This window comes from Mesorhizobium sp. C372A (assembly GCF_030323245.1).
Lineage (GTDB): Bacteria > Pseudomonadota > Alphaproteobacteria > Rhizobiales > Rhizobiaceae > Mesorhizobium.
Genome location: NZ_CP100475.1, coordinates 5,099,256 through 5,120,414 on the forward strand (window position 1 = coordinate 5,099,256; position 21,159 = coordinate 5,120,414).

Annotated in this window: 25 protein-coding genes; 10 read left to right on the top strand and 15 right to left on the bottom strand. The window is 63.3% G+C overall.

The window, feature by feature from the left end:
* Positions 1-72 precede the first annotated feature (72 nt).
* The 4 genes from NLY42_RS24540 to NLY42_RS24555 all read right to left on the bottom strand — a co-directional run bounded on the left by NLY42_RS24540 (position 73) and on the right by NLY42_RS24555 (position 5,305).
* Positions 73-657, bottom strand: a complete 585-nt coding sequence (locus NLY42_RS24540; protein ID WP_023753655.1) for an invasion associated locus B family protein — start codon at positions 655-657, stop codon at positions 73-75.
* A gap of 79 nt (positions 658-736) precedes the next feature.
* A complete protein-coding gene (glyA, locus tag NLY42_RS24545; protein WP_023753656.1) occupies positions 737-2,050 on the bottom strand; it encodes a serine hydroxymethyltransferase in 1,314 nt (437 codons plus the stop codon).
* A gap of 171 nt (positions 2,051-2,221) precedes the next feature.
* Positions 2,222-3,868: a Na+/H+ antiporter gene (locus tag NLY42_RS24550; RefSeq protein WP_023756396.1), complete on the bottom strand. Its 1,647-nt coding sequence runs from the start codon at positions 3,866-3,868 to the stop codon at positions 2,222-2,224.
* A gap of 183 nt (positions 3,869-4,051) precedes the next feature.
* Entirely contained in the window at positions 4,052-5,305 is a 1,254-nt protein-coding gene (locus NLY42_RS24555) for a L,D-transpeptidase family protein (protein ID WP_023682396.1), read from the bottom strand.
* Between the two features lie 127 nt (positions 5,306-5,432).
* Here NLY42_RS24555 and NLY42_RS24560 point away from each other — a divergent pair, with 127 nt between their 5' ends.
* Positions 5,433-5,684 carry a hypothetical protein gene (locus tag NLY42_RS24560; protein WP_023672996.1) on the top strand — a complete coding sequence of 84 codons (252 nt, stop codon included), beginning with the start codon at positions 5,433-5,435 and terminating at the stop codon, positions 5,682-5,684.
* Here NLY42_RS24560 and ldtR read toward each other — a convergent pair whose 3' ends face one another.
* From ldtR to NLY42_RS24575, 3 genes are all read right to left on the bottom strand, one after another.
* Positions 5,685-6,200 carry a transcriptional regulator LdtR gene (ldtR, locus tag NLY42_RS24565; protein ID WP_023672997.1) on the bottom strand — a complete coding sequence of 172 codons (516 nt, stop codon included), beginning with the start codon at positions 6,198-6,200 and terminating at the stop codon, positions 5,685-5,687. It abuts the gene before it with no gap.
* Positions 6,201-6,403: 203 nt separating this feature from the next.
* Positions 6,404-6,826, bottom strand: coding sequence for a DUF6163 family protein (locus tag NLY42_RS24570; protein ID WP_023672998.1), 423 nt, complete (start codon positions 6,824-6,826; stop codon positions 6,404-6,406).
* Positions 6,823-7,860, bottom strand: a complete 1,038-nt coding sequence (locus NLY42_RS24575; protein ID WP_023672999.1) for an enoyl-CoA hydratase/isomerase family protein — start codon at positions 7,858-7,860, stop codon at positions 6,823-6,825. The genes NLY42_RS24570 and NLY42_RS24575 overlap by 4 nt, the downstream gene beginning before the upstream one ends.
* A 263-nt stretch (positions 7,861-8,123) precedes the next feature.
* Here NLY42_RS24575 and NLY42_RS24580 point away from each other — a divergent pair, with 263 nt between their 5' ends.
* Both NLY42_RS24580 and hemB read left to right on the top strand, forming a co-directional pair.
* Complete coding sequence (locus NLY42_RS24580) at positions 8,124-8,546, top strand: pyridoxamine 5'-phosphate oxidase family protein (protein ID WP_023753657.1); 423 nt, start codon at positions 8,124-8,126, stop codon at positions 8,544-8,546.
* An 88-nt stretch (positions 8,547-8,634) separates the two neighbouring features.
* Positions 8,635-9,690, top strand: a complete 1,056-nt coding sequence (gene hemB, locus NLY42_RS24585) for a porphobilinogen synthase (RefSeq protein WP_023753658.1) — start codon at positions 8,635-8,637, stop codon at positions 9,688-9,690.
* Positions 9,691-9,724: 34 nt separating this feature from the next.
* Here the strand turns inward: hemB and NLY42_RS24590 are convergent, their stop codons facing one another.
* A complete protein-coding gene (locus tag NLY42_RS24590; protein ID WP_023693250.1) occupies positions 9,725-10,051 on the bottom strand; it encodes a DUF1330 domain-containing protein in 327 nt (108 codons plus the stop codon).
* 176 nt (positions 10,052-10,227) lie between these two features.
* On the opposite strand from NLY42_RS24590, the gene NLY42_RS24595 reads away from it, so the two are divergent.
* A complete protein-coding gene (locus NLY42_RS24595; protein WP_023682403.1) occupies positions 10,228-10,923 on the top strand; it encodes a winged helix-turn-helix transcriptional regulator in 696 nt (231 codons plus the stop codon).
* A gap of 110 nt (positions 10,924-11,033) precedes the next feature.
* The gene (locus NLY42_RS24600; RefSeq protein ID WP_023697456.1) at positions 11,034-11,678 is read left to right on the top strand and encodes a dihydrofolate reductase family protein; all 645 of its coding nucleotides are present in this window, start codon (positions 11,034-11,036) and stop codon (positions 11,676-11,678) included.
* Between the two features lie 189 nt (positions 11,679-11,867).
* Here the strand turns inward: NLY42_RS24600 and ppk2 are convergent, their stop codons facing one another.
* Positions 11,868-12,788 (bottom strand): polyphosphate kinase 2, encoded by a 921-nt coding sequence (gene ppk2, locus NLY42_RS24605; protein WP_023705076.1) that lies wholly within the window; start codon positions 12,786-12,788, stop codon positions 11,868-11,870.
* Between the two features lie 243 nt (positions 12,789-13,031).
* On the opposite strand from ppk2, the gene NLY42_RS24610 reads away from it, so the two are divergent.
* Positions 13,032-14,075: an aldo/keto reductase gene (locus NLY42_RS24610; RefSeq protein WP_023700559.1), complete on the top strand. Its 1,044-nt coding sequence runs from the start codon at positions 13,032-13,034 to the stop codon at positions 14,073-14,075.
* A 20-nt stretch (positions 14,076-14,095) separates the two neighbouring features.
* Here the strand turns inward: NLY42_RS24610 and NLY42_RS24615 are convergent, their stop codons facing one another.
* Positions 14,096-15,067 carry a glycosyl transferase family 90 gene (locus NLY42_RS24615; RefSeq protein WP_023753659.1) on the bottom strand — a complete coding sequence of 324 codons (972 nt, stop codon included), beginning with the start codon at positions 15,065-15,067 and terminating at the stop codon, positions 14,096-14,098.
* 178 nt (positions 15,068-15,245) lie between these two features.
* Here NLY42_RS24615 and NLY42_RS24620 point away from each other — a divergent pair, with 178 nt between their 5' ends.
* A complete protein-coding gene (locus NLY42_RS24620) occupies positions 15,246-15,404 on the top strand; it encodes a hypothetical protein (protein ID WP_023673009.1) in 159 nt (52 codons plus the stop codon).
* Positions 15,405-15,476: 72 nt separating this feature from the next.
* On the opposite strand, the gene NLY42_RS24625 is transcribed toward NLY42_RS24620, so the two are convergent.
* On the bottom strand, positions 15,477-15,710 hold the full coding sequence (locus NLY42_RS24625; RefSeq protein ID WP_245259900.1) for a DUF982 domain-containing protein: 234 nt from the start codon (positions 15,708-15,710) through the stop codon (positions 15,477-15,479).
* Between the two features lie 109 nt (positions 15,711-15,819).
* Positions 15,820-16,485: a GntR family transcriptional regulator gene (locus tag NLY42_RS24630; RefSeq protein ID WP_023693245.1), complete on the bottom strand. Its 666-nt coding sequence runs from the start codon at positions 16,483-16,485 to the stop codon at positions 15,820-15,822.
* Between the two features lie 150 nt (positions 16,486-16,635).
* On the opposite strand from NLY42_RS24630, the gene NLY42_RS24635 reads away from it, so the two are divergent.
* Both NLY42_RS24635 and NLY42_RS24640 read left to right on the top strand, forming a co-directional pair.
* Entirely contained in the window at positions 16,636-17,901 is a 1,266-nt protein-coding gene (locus NLY42_RS24635) for a multidrug efflux MFS transporter (protein WP_023693244.1), read from the top strand.
* A 43-nt stretch (positions 17,902-17,944) separates the two neighbouring features.
* Positions 17,945-18,319, top strand: a complete 375-nt coding sequence (locus NLY42_RS24640) for a DUF423 domain-containing protein (RefSeq protein WP_023673013.1) — start codon at positions 17,945-17,947, stop codon at positions 18,317-18,319.
* A gap of 39 nt (positions 18,320-18,358) precedes the next feature.
* Here the strand turns inward: NLY42_RS24640 and NLY42_RS24645 are convergent, their stop codons facing one another.
* Positions 18,359-18,502 (bottom strand): hypothetical protein, encoded by a 144-nt coding sequence (locus NLY42_RS24645; protein ID WP_023673014.1) that lies wholly within the window; start codon positions 18,500-18,502, stop codon positions 18,359-18,361.
* Between the two features lie 63 nt (positions 18,503-18,565).
* Positions 18,566-18,709 (bottom strand): hypothetical protein, encoded by a 144-nt coding sequence (locus NLY42_RS24650; protein WP_023673015.1) that lies wholly within the window; start codon positions 18,707-18,709, stop codon positions 18,566-18,568.
* Between the two features lie 146 nt (positions 18,710-18,855).
* Here NLY42_RS24650 and NLY42_RS24655 point away from each other — a divergent pair, with 146 nt between their 5' ends.
* Positions 18,856-19,938, top strand: a complete 1,083-nt coding sequence (locus NLY42_RS24655) for a LacI family DNA-binding transcriptional regulator (protein ID WP_023753660.1) — start codon at positions 18,856-18,858, stop codon at positions 19,936-19,938.
* A 15-nt stretch (positions 19,939-19,953) separates the two neighbouring features.
* On the opposite strand, the gene NLY42_RS24660 is transcribed toward NLY42_RS24655, so the two are convergent.
* Positions 19,954-21,147, bottom strand: a complete 1,194-nt coding sequence (locus tag NLY42_RS24660; protein WP_023753661.1) for an OpgC family protein — start codon at positions 21,145-21,147, stop codon at positions 19,954-19,956.
* Positions 21,148-21,159 lie beyond the last annotated feature (12 nt).

The window sequence follows — 21,159 nt, forward strand, 5'->3', positions numbered from 1 at the left end:
GGTTCGGCAACGGCCGCTCGCGCCCTCAGAGATAGCGAGGCGGGAGGAAAATTGCCAGCCGCGCCAGATATGTCAGGGGGCGACGTCCTTGGTCGGGAAGCCGCAGGACGTTCCGAGGTTGCGGTAGGCCTTGGTGAAGCCATCCATCGGGATGCTGGCGACAGCCTGCTTGCCGAACGTCACATCGAGCGAGATGACCTGGCGCATGGCCCGCAACAAAGCGAGACTGGTCTTGACCTGGTTGTCGACGGTCCAGCTCGGGCGGCCGGCATCATTGGAATAGACGGTCGCGGAAACCTTGACGCCGGGGTCGCCAAAGGTCGCGGCGATCTTCTTGCCGGTCGGCAGCTCCTTGTTGGCGATGGTGAACATGATCGCCGGATAGGCATCGGGCGGCAGGGCGTCGCCAGTCGAGATCGAAAGCGTCAGCGTGCCGGCATTGCCGTTGCCGTCGACAAAGGCTGTCGAGGCCGCACAGGTCTTGTGCGAATCCTGGCCGGTGTCGAGCGCATCGATGATCGTGGTCCACCTGCCAAAGGTGCTGGTGGCCGGGATATCCGTGCCCGGCTGCGTCTGCTCCTCGGCGATCGCGCACGACACAGTGAAGGTGGCAAGCAAGCCGAGGAAGGCCAGAACGGCAGGATGGAACATGCGCATCGTCAGATCTCCACAGGCCGCGCCGCCCGGACAGCAAGCGGCGCAGAGCGCGGGATAAAAGACGATGCGCCGCTGGCGGTCAACCGAGATAGGGATAGAGCGGGAAACGATCGGTCAGCGCCACGACCTTGGCCTTCACGGCTGCTTCCACAGCCGCATTGCCTTCGTCGGAATTGGCGACCTTCAGCCCGTCCAGCACCTCGGCGATCAACTTGCCGATCTCGCGGAACTCGGCCTGGCCGAAGCCGCGCGCGGTGCCGGCCGGCGTGCCCAGACGCACGCCCGAGGTGACGAAAGGCTTTTCCGGATCGAACGGGATGCCATTCTTGTTGCAGGTGATGTTGGCGCGGCCGAGCGCTGCCTCGGCGCGCTTGCCGGTGGCGTTCTTGGGCCTGAGATCGACCAGCATCAGATGGTTGTCGGTGCCGCCGGACACGATGTCGAGGCCGGTTTCCTTGAGGCTCGACGCCAGCGCCTTGGCGTTGGCGGCGACGCTCTCGGCATAGAGCTTGAAGCTCGGCTTCAGCGCCTCGCCGAAGGCGACAGCCTTGGCGGCGATGACATGCATCAGCGGCCCGCCCTGCAGGCCGGGGAAAACCGCCGAGTTCATCTTCTTGGCGATGTCCTCGTCATTGCACAGGATCATGCCGCCGCGCGGGCCGCGGAGCGATTTGTGCGTGGTCGTGGTCACGACATGGGCGTGCGGCAGCGGTGACGGATGCACGCCGCCGGCGACGAGGCCGGCGATATGGGCCATGTCGACCATCAGATAGGCGCCGACCGCATCGGCGATCTCGCGAAAGCGCTTCCAGTCCCAGATGCGCGAATAGGCGGTGCCGCCGGCCAGGATCAGCTTCGGCTTGGTCTCATGCGCGGTCTTTTCGATCGCGTCCATGTCGAGCAGATGGTCGTCCTTGCGCACGCCGTAGGAAACGACCTTGAACCATTTGCCGCTCATGTTGACGGGCGAGCCGTGCGTCAGGTGGCCGCCGGAGTTCAGGTCGAGGCCCATGAAGGTATCGCCCGGCTGCAGCAGCGCCAGGAAGACCGCCTGGTTCATCTGGCTGCCGGAATTCGGCTGGACATTGGCGAAGTTGCAGCCGAACAGCTTTTTGGCGCGCTCGATGGCGAGTTCCTCGGCGACGTCGACGAACTGGCAGCCGCCATAATAGCGCTTGCCCGGATAACCCTCGGCGTATTTGTTGGTCATGATCGAGCCCTGCGCCTCGAGCACGGCTCGCGAAACGATGTTTTCCGAGGCGATCAGCTCGATCTCGTGACGCTGGCGGCCAAGCTCGTTGCGGATCGAGCCGAAGATCTCCGGATCGGCATCTTCCAGCGTGGTTTCGAAGAAGGATTCGAATTTGTTCGACGCTGCCGCTGCAGTTGCCATGGCCTGAAATCCTTCGGTTCGGGGCATTTATCTATGCATATCGTTGTCCCGAAACCGCTGCACGGTTCCGGGCGACATGCATTGCCGCGCCATTAACACAGTTGTTTTCGCCTCGCCACGTTTGCAGCGCGAAATTTGCTGGCCGGATTGCGCCAGAGCGGCCCTGAACCGCTATTTTCGCTCCTGCCGCCCCTGCAGCAAGGCTTCGGTGAGCGTGATCTCGGTAAACAGCGCCCGCGCCGTATGGTCGTTGATCGCGCCGCTGCTTAACATGTCGCGCACGGCGATGCGCTCGGCCTCGATGCCGGCAAGCCGCATTTCGAGCTCCAGCCGCCCGGCTTCGCGGGCCTCCGCCCGGGCGTCGTCGGCCTCGTCCGAGGTGGCGATGCGGCGCCGGTAGCCGGCGACGATGTTTTCGGCGGCGGCAAGCCTGGCGCCGGGCACCTCGCCCTGGTCGTCGTCGCTGGCGCCCGCCATGCTTTCGATGCGGGCGATGGCCGCCTTGGCGGCGCCGATGCGGGCGAGACGCTCCTCGATGGCGCTGCCATCCTCGCCCGGCTCGACCAGTCCGTGCGCTATCTTCGGCAGCGCCACGCTGGCGATGGCGAGCGAACAGATGATGACGCCGGCGGCGAGAAAGATCACCAGGTCGCGCGCGGGAAAAGGCGAGCCGTCCGGCATGGCGAGCGGGAGCGACAGGATGCCGGCCAGCGTGATCGCGCCGCGCACGCCCGCCACCGAGCCGGCAAGCCGCACACGCATCCCGAACGGCTCGGCCTTGCGCTTTCCCCATTTTGCCTTGAGGCCTGCCGCGATGTCGCCGACCCAGATCCAGAGGAAGCGCAGCGCGATCAGGCACAGCGTCAGCGCTATCACCGTCGCGACCGGCTGGATGATCGGGTAATGGCCGGTCAGTTCGGGCGGCACGCGGCGAATGATTTCGGGAAGCTGCATGCCGAGCACGATGAACAGCGCGCCATTGTAGACGAAGGACAAGGTCGTCCACAGCGAGATCGTCTGCATGCGCGCCGAGACGCCGAGGAAGCGGAAGACGCCGGAGCCGCCGGTCAAAAGCCCGGCGGTGACCGCCGCCAGAATGCCTGAGGCATGCAGATGTTCGGCGACGAGATAGGCAATGAAGGGCAGCAGGACCATGACCAGAACCTGCGCCTCGGCCGGAACGCCGCCGATGCGATTCAGAAGCTGCAGCAGCCTGGCGGCGATGAACAACGCGGCGATGCCGGCCAGGATGCCGATGGCGACGGCATAGACGAAGGACAGCGATGCATCGGCGAAGGAAAAGCTGCCGGTCACGGCGGCGGCGACGGCGAAGCGGAACATGACCAGGCCCGAGGCGTCGTTGAGCAGCGCCTCGCCTTCCAGAATATGCATCAGCCGCGCCGGCACCAGGCTTCTGTCGACGATCGAGGACACCGCCACGGCGTCGGTCGGGGACAGCACGGCGGCGAGCGCGAAGGCGACGACCAGCGGGATGCTCGGCACCAACCAGTGCAAGGCATAACCGAAGCCGACAATGGTAAAGAAGACCAGCCCGATGGCCAGATCGAGGATCGGCCCGCGCAGCGCGATCAGCTCGCGTTTGGGCGCTCCATAGGCATCGCCGAACAAAAGCGGCGGAATGAACACCAGCAGGAAGAGTTCGGGGTCGATCTCGACATGGATGCCTTTCACCGGCCAGGCGAGCGCGGCGCCGATGGCAATCTGCAGCACCGGCAGCGGCACCCGAACCAACCGCACCAGTGCGCCGGAAAGAGCGACGAAAACCAGCACGGCGAGGATGAAGATTGCGACCTGCATGGCGCGATTCCGGCTGTTTTGAGTACCATGCGCAATTGCCGTTAGTCCGTCCAGATGGGCCTGCGGCGCAACGTCCGGCAGTGTTCATGGCCTGCATGGCTGGCGGCCACCAGTCTTCTTCTGTTGGGATGTCGAACGGAAAAGGCCACCTTGCGGTGGCCTTTGCTGAAGGAGATCAGCAGCTTAGAGCGAAGAGGTGATCTGCAGTTCGCTGGCGCCATCGAGCGCGTAGACGTCGTCGCGGAACTGCACGACGCCCGGACCCGTCGACCAGGCCGACACATAGAGGAAGTGGACCGGAACCGGGTTGACGACCTGCACCGGCGTGTTCTCGCCGGTCTTGATGGTCGCCTCGAAATGCTGGCGGTCCCAGCCGGGTGTGTCGCGCAGGATCCATGTGACGAGGTCGCGCACGTTCTGGACACGCACGCAGCCCGAGGAATCGAAGCGCATCATCTTGCCGAACAGGCTTTGCTGCGGCGTATCGTGCATGTAGACGCCGTCGGGGCTGGGGAAGTTGATCTTGACCGAAGCCATGGCGTTGCCGGAACCCGGATCCTGGCGGAAGCGGTATTTTGCGGCATCATCCGTCGACCAATCGACAGTCATCGGATCGACTTCGCTGCCATCCGGCGCAAACAGGCGGATATGGCTGTCCTTGAGATAGTCGGGGTTCTTCCGCATCAGCGGAATGATGTCCTTGCGCACGATCGAGACCGGCGCGTTCCAGTAAGGATTGACGATGATCTCGTTGATCTTGGAATTGACCACCGGGGTCTGGCGGTCGATCTTGCCGACGATTGCGGTGTGGCGCAGCACGACGCGATCGTTCTCGACCGCCTCGATCTGTGCCGCCGGGATATCGACCAGCACATAACGGCTGCCCAGCGTGCCGGCCTTTTCGCGCAGGCGCTCCAGGTTGGTCTGCAGCTGACCGAGGCGGATCTGCGCCGAAACGTTCATCGCGGCATAGGTGTATTTGCCCATGGCGCCGTCGGCCGGCAGGCCATGGCGCGCCTGGAAGCGCTTGACCGCGGCGTCGACGTAGGAATCGAACGACGTCGAAATGCCGGCGCTCTGCGCCAGGTCGCCCGAAACCATCAGCCGCTTGCGCAGCGGCACCACGTCCGGATCGTCGACGCCAAGCTGCAGCTTCTTGGTCGCCGGCACCTCGCCCCAGCCGCCCTGGGCGACGATGTTCTGATACTGCGCCACCGCCTGTTCGGTGAAGGCGACCGTCTGCAGGCTGAAGATCGGCAGCGTCGAGGCGACCTTGCCGCCCTCCGAGGCGCGGGCATCGAACTGGTCGTCCCAATTGCCACGGTTCGAAGACTTCAGGATATCGTCGATCACATCCTGCGCGCTGGCGGCATTGGCAACCATGGCAACGGCGAGCGCGGAAGCTCCGGAAAGGAAAAAGCGGCGGCTGGTTCTCATGGACGTTCCAGACATTCTTGTCGTGTTTGGCTTGTAGCGTTTGGCTGTTGCAGCGTTCGGCTACGTGCTCGATGTTGGGCGATATCGCCCGCACTCTAAAGTTGGCACTGTTAACAATTAGCCAACCATGACCTGCGTCACCTGGCCGTCAAAAGCGGACCGCGATGCGACCTTACAGGCGCGCGAACAGCTTTCGCCGCCGCATACCCACACCCCTCGCTTCCACCGCGAATATGGCGGCAACGTGGCTTTGCGCCGAATTGGAAGCGCAGGCGGCTCGAAAAAGAAAAGGCCGGTGCTTTTCGGCACCGGCCTGTTGGCTGAGACTTTCCTCCGGCCGCGCTTCTTCCGGCGCAGCTGCTATTCAATGGCCCGCTGATTACATCCGGTAGGCGATGGTGTCGTTCCAGAAGCGGTCGAGGCGCTGCAGCGCGCGGTTCATCTGCTTGAACTCTTCGCTGTTGATGCCGCCGACCTGTTCGATCGAGCCGACATGGCGCTCATAGAGACCGGCGACGACTTCGGCCACTTCATTGCCCTTCGGCGTCAGCGAGACGCGGACCGAACGGCGGTCGATGCGCGAGCGCTGGTGGTTGATGAAGCCGAGATCGACCAGCTTCTTCAGATTGTAGGAGACGTTCGAGCCGAGATAGTAGCCACGCGAGCGCAGCTCGCCGGCGGTCAGCTCGGAGTTGCCGATGTTGAACAGAAGCAGCGCCTGGATGGCATTGATGTCGGAACGGCCGTTGCGGTCGAACTCGTCCTTGATCACGTCAAGCAGACGGCGATGCAGACGCTCCACCAGCTGCAGCGATTCCATGTAAAGCGAACGGATAGCCTCGCGGCGATCGTCGGATACGTTGGCGGTCTTCGCCGCCGGACGCGAATTGATCATTGTCTTTGCCTCTCGTTTGTCGCCCTGGTGATTTTTTGTTTTTCACCTTGATTGCGACACTATCGAATACTCATAAAATTCGACTTAAACGCTAGGGCTAACAAGAGCTTACCGGTAATAGGTTTCGCAAGACGCTTAACGAACGGTCACCCGAGCAAGGATAATTAACCTAAAGATTTAGCCAATGGCTGCGGGGCGGCGTTTCAGGCGCGCGCGGGGCGCTTGCGCATCCAGATGACGATGCGGAAGGCGATGTAGAGCAGCGCGACCGCGGCATGCGAGAAGACGATCAGCGGCCGGTGGCCGTACAGATCGGGGAAGCCGGCATACATGATGGTCTCGGTGACAGCACAGATGAACCAGATCACCGGGCCCCACGACGCCAGCATCCACAGGCCGGCGGCGGCGAAGGGGAAGAACACGGCCAGCATCACCGCCACGACCTGCCAGTGCACCGGCATCAGGTCGAAGCGCCACAGCGGGCCGGGATAAAAGCCGATCAGCCGGATCCAGTACAGGATGCCGAACAACAGGCAGTAGCCCGCTATGACGCGCTGGAACCAGGCGAAGATGATCTCGACGCCCGAGGGCTGCAGCACGATACGCCGCGACGTGACCTCGCTCACAGTTCGAGCTCCCGTTCGAGCGGCGCGAAATAGGCGTCCACCGAAGCAGCGTCAACCTCGGCCAGGCTTGCCGGCCGCCATTGCGGCGTCGAACCCTTGTCGACGAGGACGGCGCGGATGCCTTCATAGAAGTCGTGCCCGGCCAGCATGCGGTTGAGGATGCGGAACTCCATCTTCATGCAGGCTTCCATCGACAGCGTCAGCCCGGCGCTGATCTGGCGCCACGCGACATTGAGGCTGGTCGGCGAGCGGGTGCGGATGGTGGCCAGCGTCTTGGCGGCAAACTCGTCGGCGCCTGCCGCCCGCTCCAGGCTCTCGAGGATTTCGGCGAGCGAGGGTTGGGAAAAATGCCGGGCAATGGCTTCCAGCACCGGCTGGCCGGTCTCCCGCCTGGCCGGCACGAAAAAGCCGCGCAGCACCGATTCCGGATCGCCATTGGCGCAGAGCCGATCGAGAAAGGCAGCCTGGTCGGCGGCCTTGATGGTGTGGGTGGCCAGGCCAGACCACAGCGCATCGCCATAGCGAATGCGGTTGCCGGTCAGCGCCAGATACATGCCGAAGCTGCCGCCAAGGTCGGGCAGAAGATGGCTGCCGCCGACATCGGGGAAGAAACCGATGCCGACTTCGGGCATGGCGAACTGGGCGTTCTCGGTCAGCACACGCTGCGAACCGTGGAAAGAGATGCCGACGCCGCCGCCCATAACGATCCCGTCGATCAGCGCGACATAGGGCTTTTTGTAACTGTTGATGCGGGCGTTGAGCCGGTATTCGTCGGCGAAGAACTCGACCGGCGGCTTTCCGGCGCGGGCCTCGTAGACGTGCATGATGTCGCCGCCGGCGCAAAACGCCCTGCCCTCGGCCTTGACGATGACGACATCGACGCCGGTATCGCGCTCAAAAGCGTCGAGCGCCTTGTCCAGCGCCTTGATCATGCGATGTGTCAGCGCATTGAGCGCCTGCGGCCGCGTCAGCGTGACGACGCCCGCCTTGCCCAACCGTTCGAAGCGGATCTCGTCGCCGCCGCCAAAATCCATCGTCAGAGAATCCCTCCCCGCGCCTGCGGGACTGAAGTGCTAAAGGTGGCGCATGGGTGCGTCAACCGGCGGGCGCGGTTTGGATTTTCGCAAGGGAACGCAACCGTGCTTTGCCCCCCGCAGAAAAGCGCGCAGAATTGCCGGGCGAAACAGCCTTTCTTCTGATGCAGGGACAAACGCATGACGCTTGAAACCGCAGCGCCGAGCCATGGCTGGGAGATGCGAAAAAGTTCGACCCGGATGATGTTCTCAGCCGCCCGCTGATGGCAAATCTGGCGACCGTGACGCCTGACGGCGCGCCGCGCAACGCGCCGATGTGGTTCATCTGGGAGGACGCTGCAATCTGGCTGCTCGGCTCGACCGGGGCAAGTGCTGTCAAACACCTCGAACGTGACCCGCGCTGCGCCGTGGAGATCGTCCATTTCGACAATGAGGCCGGCATCCTGCTGCATCTCGGCCTGCGCGGCTCCGCCACCATCGAGCCGATGGCGCCGAACCGCTTCAAACGGCTGCTGCACAAATATCTCGGCCCGGAGGCGACCTGGAACCGCTGGTTCATCGACAATGTCGCCGACATCGGCCATCCGGACGGGCGCCTGATCCGGCTTGCCCCGAAGAGCATCTTCACCAACAATGTGTCGTTCTTCAAAACCGGCCCCGAGCTGGCGTGGCCGCCGAAGCCGTAAGCAGCGCGTTATCGACTGGCACAATCGTGTCGCATTGGTCAGCGGCAAGGCCTCGTGGTAAAAGCCGCCCCGACCCGGAGTTTTTGCGATGAACAAATTCACCCCCGCGACGAGCAACAAATTCGCACCGGCAAAGCCCGCCGGTGCGCGCAGCGTCGACGAGATCACCGGCAGCCGCCGCTTGCGGCGCATGCGCAAGGCCGACTGGTCGCGCCGCCTGGTGCAGGAAAACCGGCTTACGGTGAACGATCTGATCTGGCCGATCTTCGTGATCGACGGCAAGAACACGCGCGAGCCGATCGCCGCCATGCCCGGCGTCTTCCGCCTGTCGCTGGACCTCGCCGTCAAGGAGGCCGAGCGGGCCGCTAAGCTCGGCATTCCGGCGATCGCCACCTTCCCCAATGTTGAACTCAGCCTGCGCGACCTGACGGGATCGCACATCCTCGACCCGGAAAACATCATCAACCGCGCAACCCGCGCCATCAAGGACGCGGTGCCGGAGATCGGCATCATCACCGATGCCGCGCTCGATCCGTTCACCTCGCACGGCCATGACGGCATCTTGCGCGACGGCATCATCGTCAATGACGAGACAGTGGAACAGGTGACCGCCGCGGCCGTCATCCAGGCAGCGGCCGGCGCCGACATCATCGCGCCGTCCGACATGATGGACGGCCGCATTGGCGCCATCCGCGACGCACTCGACGCCAACGGTTTTTCGGATGTGGCGATCATGTCCTATGCGACGAAATTCGCCTCCGCTTTCTACGGCCCCTACCGCGAGGCGGTCGGCACCGCCGGCCTGCTCAAGGGCGACAAGAAGACCTACTATCTCGACCACGCCAATTCCGACGAAGCGGTGCGCGAGGCCGAGCAGGATATCGCCGAGGGCGCCGACATGCTGATGGTCAAGCCCGGCCTGCCCTATCTCGACATCATCCGCCGGCTGAAGGACGAGTTCCAGATGCCGACCTTCGCCTACCAGGTGTCAGGCGAATATTCGATGATCAAGGCGGCGGCCGCCAATGGCTGGATCGACGGCGAAAAGGCAATGCTGGAGAGCCTGCTCGCCTTCAAGCGCGCCGGCTGCGACGGCATCCTGACTTACTTCGCGCCGGAAGTGGCGCAGCTGCTGAAGGGTTAGCCGGAACCTGGATGCTCCGGGTTCCGGCTTTTCCTCACGCCTTTGGCAAATAAGGAATCGTTCCGGCGAGATCGGTATCGTCGATCAGTTGGAAGCGGCTGTCGCTGCCCTTCTGACGCTCCGCCACAAACGGAGCGTATTGCGGATCGTTGGTGAAGGCTTCGGCTGCCTTTGCCGACGGAAACGCCATGATGGCGATCAGGCTGGTGTCGAGCGGCTTGCCCTCCAGCGTCTTCACATTGCCGCTGCGGGCGAGATACTTGCCGCCATGCTTGTGGACGAGGTCATGCACCGAAGCGGCATAGGCCGGCACCCATTTGTCGTCCTTCACCTTGATGTCTGCGATCACGTAAGCGGTCATTGTCCAACTCCTCATGGATCGGCACCGGACTGCCCGGTGACGTGACCGCTGCCTCGCATGGCGGCGCCGGACCGCTCCAGTCACAGAACTGTACCGGGGGTGCCAGTACAGCTTCTGTACTGGCTGAACTCAGGTTTTCTGAATAAGGTCCGGCAACATCTTTTGGAGCTCACCACATGACACAAGCCGGTTACAAGCAATTCTGCCCGCTCTCCATGGCCGCCGAGCTGCTCTGCACACGCTGGACCATGGTGCTGCTGCGCGAACTGGTGGCGGGATCGACCCGCTTCAACGATTTGCGCCGCGGCGTGCCGAAAATGTCGCCAACCCTTCTGTCGCAACGGCTCAAGGACCTCGAGGCCGGCGGCATCGTCGAGCGGACCGAGATCGCGACCGAGAAGGGCGTGTTCGAATACCGGCTGACCGAGGCGGGCCGGGATTTGCGCCCGGTTGTCGAGGCGATGGGGTTTTGGGGCCAGAAATGGGTCGAGGCCAGGCTGTCGCTCAAAAACCTCGATCCGTCGCTGCTGATGTGGGACATGCGGCGCAATCTGAACCCCAGTCCGCTGCCGGACGGGCGCACCGTGATACAATTCCTGTACCATGACCTGCCGGCGTCAAAACGATCGTGGTGGCTGATCGTCGAGAAGCAGGGCGAGGTCGATCTTTGCTGGTACGATCCGGGCTTCGACGTCGATCTCTACGTCTCGACCGATCTGTGCACCATGACCTCGATCTGGATGGGGCTGACGACAGTTCACAAGGAACGCGACAAGATCAGCCTGACCGGCGATCTCGACGTCGCCGGCAAGATGCAGATCTGGCTTGGGCTCAGCCCGTTTGCGGTGATGCCGAAGCGCGTGGCGGCTTGAGGTCCCTGCGCATTCCACAGATCGGCTTGCCTCTAAAAATACTAGTTGCAAAATGCAATCAGTTTGAATACTGATTGCAAATCACAACTGGTCACCAAAGGGAGTCTTCCATGTCCAAACTGCGCGTCAATGCCTTCACCTTGTCGCTCGACGGTTTCGGCGCCGGTCCTGACCAGGACCTGCAAAATCCGCTCGGCGTTGGTGGCGAATATCTGCACAAATGGATGACCGGCACCCGCACCTTCCATGAGATGGTCGGCAAGGATGGCGGCACCACCGATGTGGACGACCGGTTCACTGTCCGCAGCTTCGACAATGTCGGGGCCTGGATCCTCGGCCGCAACATGTTCGGCCCAATCCGCGGCGAATGGCCAGACGAGAGCTGGAAAGGCTGGTGGGGCGACAACCCGCCCTATCACGTGCCGACCTTCGTGCTGACCCACTACAAGCGCGACCCCATTGTGATGGAAGGCGGCACCGTTTTCCACTTCGTTGCCGGCGGCATCCACGCCGCGCTCGAACAAGCAAAGGCCGCGGCCGGCGGCAAGGATGTCCGCGTCGGCGGCGGCGTTTCCACCATCCGGCAATATCTGCAAGAGAAGCTCATCGACGAGTTGCATCTGGCGGTGTCGCCGGTGTTGCTCGGGAGGGGCGAGAGCCTGTTTGCCGGGCTGGATATGCTGAAGCTGGGTTACCAGTGCACCGAGCAGGTGGCCACGGCGCTCGCCACGCATGTGACGATCAAGCGGGTATAGTGGCGAAGTAACAGGCGCAGGCTTCTTTCTCCCCGTTTTGCGGGGAGAAATGCCCGGCAGGCAATGAGGGGCAGCGCTGCTTTTGGAGGTTAGCAGCGTCCGACGGCTGTGAATTCGTCGATGCCGGCGCTGCCCCTCATCCGCCCTTCAGGCACCTTCTCCCCGTGAAACGGGGAGAAGGAAAAGTGCTCAATACTTCTCCGGCACGTAAAGCTCGCGCGGCAGGACCTGGCGCTCGTACTCCGGGTTGAACACCCGCTCGGGCAGCGTGATTTCTTCGTGCGGCACGTCCTCATAGGGCAGCTGTTTGAGGAGATGGTCGATGCAGTTCAGCCGCCCCCGCTTCTTGTCGTTGCCTTCGACGATGTACCACGGTGCCTCTGGGATGTTGGTGCGGGCGAACGTCTCTTCCTTGGCCTTGGTGTACTGCTCCCAGCGCACGCGCGACTGCAGGTCCATCGGCGACAGCTTCCACTGCTTCATCGGATCGTGGATGCGCATCATGAAGCGCATCTGCTGTTCCTCGTCGGTGATCGAGAACCAGTATTTGACCAGCGTGACGCCGGAGCGGACCAGCATGCGCTCGAACTCCGGCACGTCGCGGAAGAACTCTTCGACCTGATCGGGTTCGGCAAAGCCCATCACCCGCTCGACGCCGGAGCGGTTGTACCAGGAGCGGTCGAACAGCACGATCTCGCCGCCGGCCGGCAGATGCGGCACGTAGCGCTGGAAATACCACTGCGATTTTTCGCGCTCGGTCGGCGCCGGCAGCGCCACGACGCGGCAGATGCGCGGGTTGAGGCGCTGGGTGATGCGCTTGATGACGCCGCCCTTGCCGGCGGAATCGCGTCCTTCGAAAACCACCACCAGCTTCTTCTTGTGGTAGGCAACCCAGGACTGCAGCTTGATCAGTTCCGACTGCAAGCCGATCAGGTCGCGGAAATACTGCATGCGATCGATCGACGGCGGATGCGCGTTCTTGTAGATCTTGGCGATCTCCAGCGACAGCGCCGGCTCCGAGATTTCCAGCTCATAGTCCTCATCGAGCGTGTCGGCGAGTTCGGCTTCCAGCCAATCCCTGGCCGCAGAATTCTGCTTTAGCTCATTCATTTCCACTGCTCCGCTTGCCGGCTGACATGAAACCCTGAGCCGACTTGATATAGGCCGGCAATGACGGTTTTATTGCAAGCCGCCGGCCAGCCGGTCATCACTGCAAACCAGCGAGCATTGCCGATCCATCGCCCTGGGATGGCGACAAGCCGCTCAAATTGTCCTACAAATGGCGGACCCGTTCGGGCTTCCCCGCCCTTTCCTGCTAAAACCACCTCCCCACCAAAACTACGAGGATCTGACATGGAATACCGCACGCTTGGCCGTTCCGGCTTGAAAGTTTCGGCGCTGACCTTGGGAACCATGACCTTCGGCGGCAGCGGGCCGTTCGCTGCCGTCGGCAATTCCGATCTCGCGGAGGCCTCGCGCATCATCGACACTTGCATCGATGCCGGCATCAATCTCATCGACACCGCCAATGTCTATTCCAACGGTCTGTCGGAAGAGATCATCGGCGAGGCGCTCGGCGGCAAGCGCAAGAACGACGTGCTGATCGCCTCCAAGGCGCGCATGCGGATCGGCAAGGGCCCCAATGACGAAGGCCTGTCGCGCCATCATCTGATCCGCGAATGCGAGAAGAGCCTGAAGCGCCTCAGGACCGATGTCATCGACATCTATTTCCTGCACGAATGGGACGGCGCGACACCGCTCGAGGAAACCATCTCCGCGCTCGACACGCTGGTTGCCCAGGGCAAAATCCGCTATGTCGGCTGCTCCAACTATTCCGGCTGGCAGGTCATGAAGGCGCTCGGCATCAGCGACAGCCAGCACCAGCCGCGTTTCGTCACCCAGCAGATCCACTACACGCTGGAAGCACGCGAGGCCGAGTATGAGCTCTTGCCGATCTCGGTCGACCAGGGCCTTGGCGTGCTGGTGTGGAGCCCGCTCGCCGGCGGCCTGCTGTCGGGCAAATACCGCCGCGACAGTCCGACGGCGCGCCAGATCGGCGGCTGGTCGGAACCGCCGATCCGCGACGAGGGCCGGCTGTGGCGGATCGTCGACGTGCTGGTCGACATCGGCGCCACTCGCGGCGTCTCGGCGGCCCAGGTGGCGCTGGCTTGGCTGCTTGGCCGGCCGGCCGTCAGTTCGCTGGTGATCGGCGCACGCAACGAGGCCCAGTTGAAAGACAATCTCGCCGCGGCAAGCCTGACGCTGTCCTTTGATGAACGCCAGCGTCTCGATGCCGTCAGCCGGCCGCCGGTGCTCTATCCCTACTGGCACCAGCAGTTTACGGCGAAGGACCGCTTCGGCCCGGCCGATCTGGTTATGGACCGCAGCGTCATCTGACTTAAGGGCGCCGGAAGCCGCTAGCCCGCGATAAACCGCCAGACCTGCGGATCGGGCTCGATCTGGCCGCTGAGCACGAAATATTTGTAGAGCACGAGCAGGCAGATCGCCTGCTCGGCCCGCTCGTCGGCGAATTTGCGGCAATAGGCGTTGGCCGCCGCAACGATGCGCTGGGCCTCGGCCGGATGCTGCTCGAGATGATGCACCCGCTCGGCCAGATCGCTGAAGTCGGGCGCCAGCGGCACATAATGGACATCGGGCTCGAGCTGCCCCTCGGCGAACCAGGTCTCGTAAGTCGGCAGCGGCATCAGGCAGAGCGAGTTCGAGCTCATGATCCATTTCAGATTGGTCGCGACATCATTGCCTTCGAGCGAGATGATGTAGCGGTAGCGGCGCTGCTGATCGATGCTGAGATAGGGCTTGCGGTATTCCGCAGGTGCTGTCGCCCTCGGCGTGCCGACATCGCAGAACGGCAGATTGCGGGCTGCATCCAGCAACAAGGTGCGGATCGGATTGTTGAGTTCGCCGCGCCAAACGACGAGCGGATGCTTGTCGGCGAAGGCGACATCGTCGGCCGGCATGTAGAAATGACGGAACTTGTTCAGCTTGAACAGGACGCCGTTGCCGTTGTCGCCCGCTATCGGCCGATCCTTGACGATCGACGGCATCTTCGGCACTTCGATGACGTCGCCGAATTCCAGGTCGATGCGCAGATCTGGGTCGAAATAACGGGTGAACTCCTTCAGATCGTAATAGTACATGCTGCGGTCCGACGGCAGCCGGCTGACCGGCACGGCCTCGGGGCTGGGGCTAAAAGGCTCCCGCAGCGTGTTGTAGTAATTGAGCCGCTGGCGGACCGATGCGTCGGAAAGCCTGGCCTGATCGAGCAGCCGGCCGAGCCGGCGCCGGAAAAGAACCGGCGGCGCGATGTCGCGCATGGCGTTGCGCGCATAGTAGATCAGCTTCTGTGCGTTTCTTTGAAGCGTGGCCATCGGTCGTTTTGATTCGAAATCGGTCGGCGGCGGCTCCAGCAACTGTCCCGCAGCCTTTTCTAAACCATTGTGTTCGCCATCACGCAAGTCCAGAACCGCTGGCATCTGCCCTCGCGGCGCTGTTGTGTTTGCCGGCCAATGCTTCTAGGCAGGATCAGGCACAGCGAAAGGAAACGATATGGCTCGACCACCGAATTACGGTCAGGAACGCAAAGAGCGCGACCGGCAGAAGGCCGCCAAGAAGGCGGAGAAGCTCGCCGCCAAGGTCGCGGCCAAGGAGCGCGCCGAGCCTGAGAACGAGGCAAGTTCGAAAACCGACACCGAGACAGAAAAATAGGCAAGACAGGATCACCGGCCCGCGAAACGGGCCGGATCCTGGCAAAATGCCGGTCTGATCAGGCCGATGTGATCAGGCCGGGGCCTTGTCGCTGACGAAGACGTTGACCTCGCGCGCGGCGGCGATGAAGGCGCGTCTTGCAATCATCGCCGGCTTGTCGCCGGCCAGCGCGTCATGGCAGGCCTGCAGCGCTTCGCGGTGCTTGGGGCTGCGCTTGCCGGGCCAGCTGTTGAGCAGGTAATCGGAAGCCTCGCGCACCGTACGCAAGAGCTGAGTGCTTCCCTCCGTGCCCGACTTAACGGTCACGGGTGTTTCAAATCGGTTGTTTTCCATGGCCGCCTCTTACGCCATCGGCGTCCGCGAAGCGAGGCCGAAAGCGGATCGCGACGGCGTTCTTTCGTTTTCGTGACCAGTATCAAGCGGCGACGACGGCAAAACCCCTGGCGCGCAGGCCGCGCCGGTCATTGTGCAACGACGTCACCAGGCGGGCGCGGCTGCCGGCGATATGGGCGGAAAGTCGCGCCGCCGCCGCATCGGCATCGCCGGCCCGCACCGCTGCCAGAATGGCGTGATGCTCGCTCCAGGCGCGGCCGAGCGCTGCCTCGTCGCGCACCTCCAGCCAGCGCGCCCGCGACAGGCGCGTCATGGCATCGCGCACGGCCCGGAACAGGAACTCGTTGCCGGAGAGCCGCGCCAGTTCGATATGGAAATCCATGCCGACGCGGTGCCATTCCTCGCGCGGCGTGGCAGTGTCGCAGGAGTCCAGCATCGCCTTGATGACATCGGCTGCGCTCCTGTCGGCCAGCGCCGAAGTCAGCCTGACCGCCGCGACCTCGACGGCTTCGCGGTACACCGCGATCTGTTCCAGTTCGGCAAGGTTGATCGGCGACACGGTCCAACCGCGCCCGTCGCGGCAGATCAGCCCTTCCGTCTCCAGCCGCAGCAGGGCTGCCCTGACCGGCGTGCGCGAGGCGCCGAAGCGGCTCTCGATCCAGCGCTCCGTCAGCCGCTCGCCAGGACCGACCTCGAGGCCAAGGATCATCTCGCGAAGCGCTTTTTCGACGATCTGCATCTGCGACATAGTTGCTTCCATTGCTGGCGATCGGCCTTGCCCATTGGTCTTGCCGATCACATTGAGGGCGCCTGATTGACAGCAGCCGGGCTTTGCGTCCATGAGGGTGCCAAATTGGTATCCCAAAATGGTATCCGCAGCAAGCGGACAGGACAGGACATGCCGCAGGACAGTGCAGCGCGGGCCGCCGAAGCGCCTTCCACCTACAACATTCATTGGCGGCGCAACCTGTTCGTGTGCTTTGCCGGATCGTTCAGCACGCTTGTGGCGATGACGTTGCTGCTGCCGTTCCTGCCGCTCTATGTCGAACAGCTGGGCGCCGTGGGCCACGCGGCGATCGTGCAATGGTCCGGCATCGCTTTCGGCGCCACCTTCCTTGCCGCCGCCCTTGTCGCGCCACTGTGGGGACGGCTGGGTGACCGTTATGGCCGCAAGGTGATGCTGGTGCGTGCCAGTTTCGGCATGGCGATCTGCATGTCGCTGACCGGCATGGTGCAGACCGTCTGGCAATTGGTGCTTTTGCGCCTGTTGATCGGCTTTGCCGGCGGTTATTCCTCAGGCTCGACGATCCTTGTCGCCATGCAGACGCCGAAGGAGCGCTCCGGCTGGGCGCTTGGCGTGCTGTCGGCCGGCATCACCGCAGGCTCCCTGGTCGGCCCGTTGCTTGGCGGCGCGCTGCCGCCATTGATCGGTATTCGCGCCACCTTCCTCATCGCGGGCGGCGTCATTTTCCTGGCGGCGCTGGCGACGACGTTCCTGATAAAGGAGATGCCTCGCCCGCCAGTACAGGCAAAACGCGAGGAGAAACCAAAGGGAAGTTGGGCGCAGATCCCCGACAAACGCCCTGTCGTGGCCATGCTGGCGACCGGCATGCTGTTCACCTTCGCCAACATGTCGATCGAGCCGATCATCACCGTTTACGTCCAGCAACTGGTCGCGGAGGCAAGCCGGGTGACCCTGGTCTCAGGTGTCGTCATGTCGGCGGCGGCGCTGGGCGCCATCCTGTCGGCGTCACGGCTGGGCAAACTCGCCGACCGCATCGGCCACTGGAACGTCATCGTCGCATCGCTGGCCGTCTCGGCGCTGCTGTTGATACCGCAGGCCTTCGTCACCGAGAGCTGGCAGTTGGTCGGGCTGCGGTTCCTTATGGGTCTGGTGCTGGGCGGGCTGTTGCCCTGCATCACCAGCGTCATCCGCCACAATGTTCCCGATGGGGTCGGCGGCAATGTGCTGGGCCTGGCAATCTCGGCGCAATATGTCGGCCAGGTTGCGGGGCCGCTGCTGGGCGGCTTCGTCGGCGGCCATTTCGGCATGCGCGCGGTGTTTCTCGGCACGTCGTTGCTGATGGCGGGCGGTGCCGCGTATAATTGGCTGGCCCAGGCGCGCCGCACGCGCGACATGCTGGCGATATCGGAAAAATCCTGACAGACAGGTCGCGCCGCCTATCGTCAATCACGGAGCCCGAGACATGAGCATCGCCGAGTCAGCACCAGCAAACAGCGCGCGCATCCTCGTTTTCGCCGGCGGCATTGCCGGCGCGGCGGGCGTGGCGCTGTCGGCGGCATCAGCGCATCTCGGCGGCGCCTTCGTCGGCACGGCCGCATCCTTCCTGCTCATGCATGCGCCGGTGTTTTTGGCCGTCGGCCTCGCCGGCGCAAACCGGATCTTGCGGATCGGCAGCCTGGTGCTGCTCGTCGGGCTTGTTCTGTTCTGCGGCGATCTGCTGGCACGGGATTTCGTGGGATCGCGGCTGTTCCCGATGTCGGCGCCGATCGGCGGCACCTTGCTCATCGCGGGCTGGCTGGTGATCGCGGCCTCGGCGCTCGTGCGGCAACGGTCCTGACGAGCCAAGAACCCTGTCCCATCAGATATCACACGAGGCTTAATCCTGCCGGTTTTGCGGCAGCAGGTCGCGGTTGCGCTTGGCAGACTTGGTCGGCCGCCGCCTTTCCGGCTGCTCCGTGGCAGGCGAGATACCCCAGTAATTGCGATAAATGTCTTCGAACAGATGCTTCACGGGATGCATGTTCGTCTCCTCTTTAAGAACTTGAATCGATCCAATCAGCTGGCACGAAAATGCCGGGGCCGATCAGCTGCGCTTGCGTTTCACAAGGTATTGCAGGTCACGCCTCCACGGCCCGACCTTGTCGCGGCGCCTGCGGGTGGCGGCGTCGGAGACTATGCCCCAATCATTGCCGTAGATGTCTTCGAACAGATAATTCACGGGATGCATGGCACCCTCCTCTTGAATCGATCCAAGTTATACTTGGTGAATCCCTTGGATCGATTCAAATATAGACCCTCTCCGCCGTCCGATCAAGGGAAAATTTGAACCGATCCAACGAAAGTGCTAAACAGGCTCCGGTTCAGGAGACGAAAATGACGGCATTGACCTCCGGCAAGACGAGACCAGTGCGGCTTGCCGACATCGCCAAGGCGGCCGGGGTCTCGCACGGTACCGCGTCCAACGTGTTCGCTCGCCCGGAAATCGTGCGCGAAGAGGTCCGCGAGCGGGTCAAGGCGGCGGCGGAAGCGATGGGCTATGCCGGCCCGGATCCCAAGGGCCGGCTGCTGCGCGCCGGCAAGGTCAACGCCATCGGCGTGGCAACGGCAGAACCATTGTCCTATTTCTTCGACGATCCCTTTGCCCGCGTCATGATGGCCAGCATTTCGCAGGCCTGCGACGCCACCGGCGCCGGAATTTCGCTGGTCTCGGCCGCCAACAGCGAGCAGCTCGCCTGGAACATCCAGAGCGCCCTGGTCGACGGCTTCATCGTGTTCTGCATCGAGGGTGGGTCGCGGCTGGTCGAACTGGCGCGCGAACGCAAACTGCCTTTCGTGGCGCTTGATCTCGATTCGGAAAATGAGGCGGTCGCTGCGATCGGCGTCGACAACGTCGCCGGCGCGGGTCTGGCGGCGCGCCATCTGGCCGAGTTCGGCCATCGCAGCTTTGCCGTACTCGCCCTGGAATCTGCCGACGCTGGCTTTGGTCCCGTCACGCAGGAGCAAGTCGAGACGACATCCCTCTACTCGGGCACACGCGACCGTCTGCGTGGCTATTTCGGCGAGCTCTCCCGCTTCGGCATCGACGTCTCGCAAGTGCCAATCTACGAAACCCTCAATGACGAGGCGAGCGTGCGGGCCGGCCTCGATCATATTTTCGCGCTGCCGCAGACGCCGACGGCAATCCTGGCCATGTCGGACAAGATTGCGCTGCATGCGCTCGACTGGCTGCGCGAGCGTAACATTGCCGTGCCGGGCGATGTGTCCATCGTCGGCTTCGACGGCGTGCCGGAAGGCGCCGACTCCGAGCCGCCACTAACCACCGTCGCCCAGCCGATCGCCGAGATGGGACGCCTGGCCGTCAAGGCGATCCTCGAAAATGACGGCTCGCAGCACCGGCAATTGCTGCCGGTCGATCTCGTGGTGCGGGGGTCGTCCGGCCCCTCGCCTGCTGGCTAGGCGGCTGATGTGGGATCATCGGCTTAGCCTTGGCATCGCGGGCATGCCGAAGGTCTGGTGAACGGCTGGCGCTTCTTTGCGAACCGGCTTTTTGCTCGAGCCGATGCCGGACAGCCACTCAAGATAGAAGGCGAGCACGAATTGCATGGCGATGCCGGCCGAAATCAGCAAGGCGTCATAGGCAAAGCCGCCCGGATTGATCAGCTTCATCACCTGCGCCGCCATGGCGATCAGCGTGCCGGCGAGGAACACCGGCAAGGAGCGCTTGCCGAGCAGCGCTAGCGGATGATCCGGGCTGAGACGGAACAGGTTCGAGAAAGCCGGCAGGGCGACGATCAGATAGCTCACCGCCAATATGTGCAGGAGCCGCGGCAGCGACAGGAACGTCTTGTCGAAGCCGCCGATCACCACGGGCAGGTTAAACCACGTTATCTCGCCCCAGAGCGGGCTGTGCACCCAGACCGCCGCTGCCGCGACATAGGTCGCCGCGGCGCCCACCAGCCAACGATTGACGGGAATTGTGCCGCCGCGCCTGACATGCAGCATGCCGGCAAGGCCGATGTTGAACAGGAATTGCCAGGACAGCGGGTTGAGGAACCAGAAGCCGGGCTCGGGATAGTTCGGCGGCGCGATCTGCCAGAGGCCGGCGGCAAGCCACAGCGCGCCGGAAAAGACCAGCGCCGGGAGCGGCCGGTAGCTGACGAAGAGCAGGAAAAACGGCGCCATCAACAGCAGCGCCGCATAGACCGGCAAAATGTTGTTGTAGCCAAGCTGGTGGCCGAGCGTGACAATGCCGATCATGACCTCCGGCGTGTTCTTCATCAGCGGCTCGATGTTGATCAGCTTGAGCAGTTCCGGCCGCCGGCCGTACACCGCCGCGGCGCAGAACAACGCCATCACAACCATGGTGGTGACGATGTGGGCACTGTAAAGCACGCCGGCCCGGCGCCACATCTTCAACATCGCCAGCAGCCGGCCGCCCGGCTGGAACTTGTTGCCATAGGCGAGTGCGACCGACATGCCGGAGATCAGCACGAAGGCTTCCGCCGCGTCCGAGAATCCGAAATTCTTGTAGGTCAGCGTTTCGAAGACGGTGCCCGGCACGTGGTCGATATAGATGGTCAGGAGTGCGAGCGCACGGAACACGTCAATGCGCGTGTCGCGATCGGCGATACGCGGGGCGCGATCGGGCGGAACTGGCAGGGTCATCGACAAAAGGCC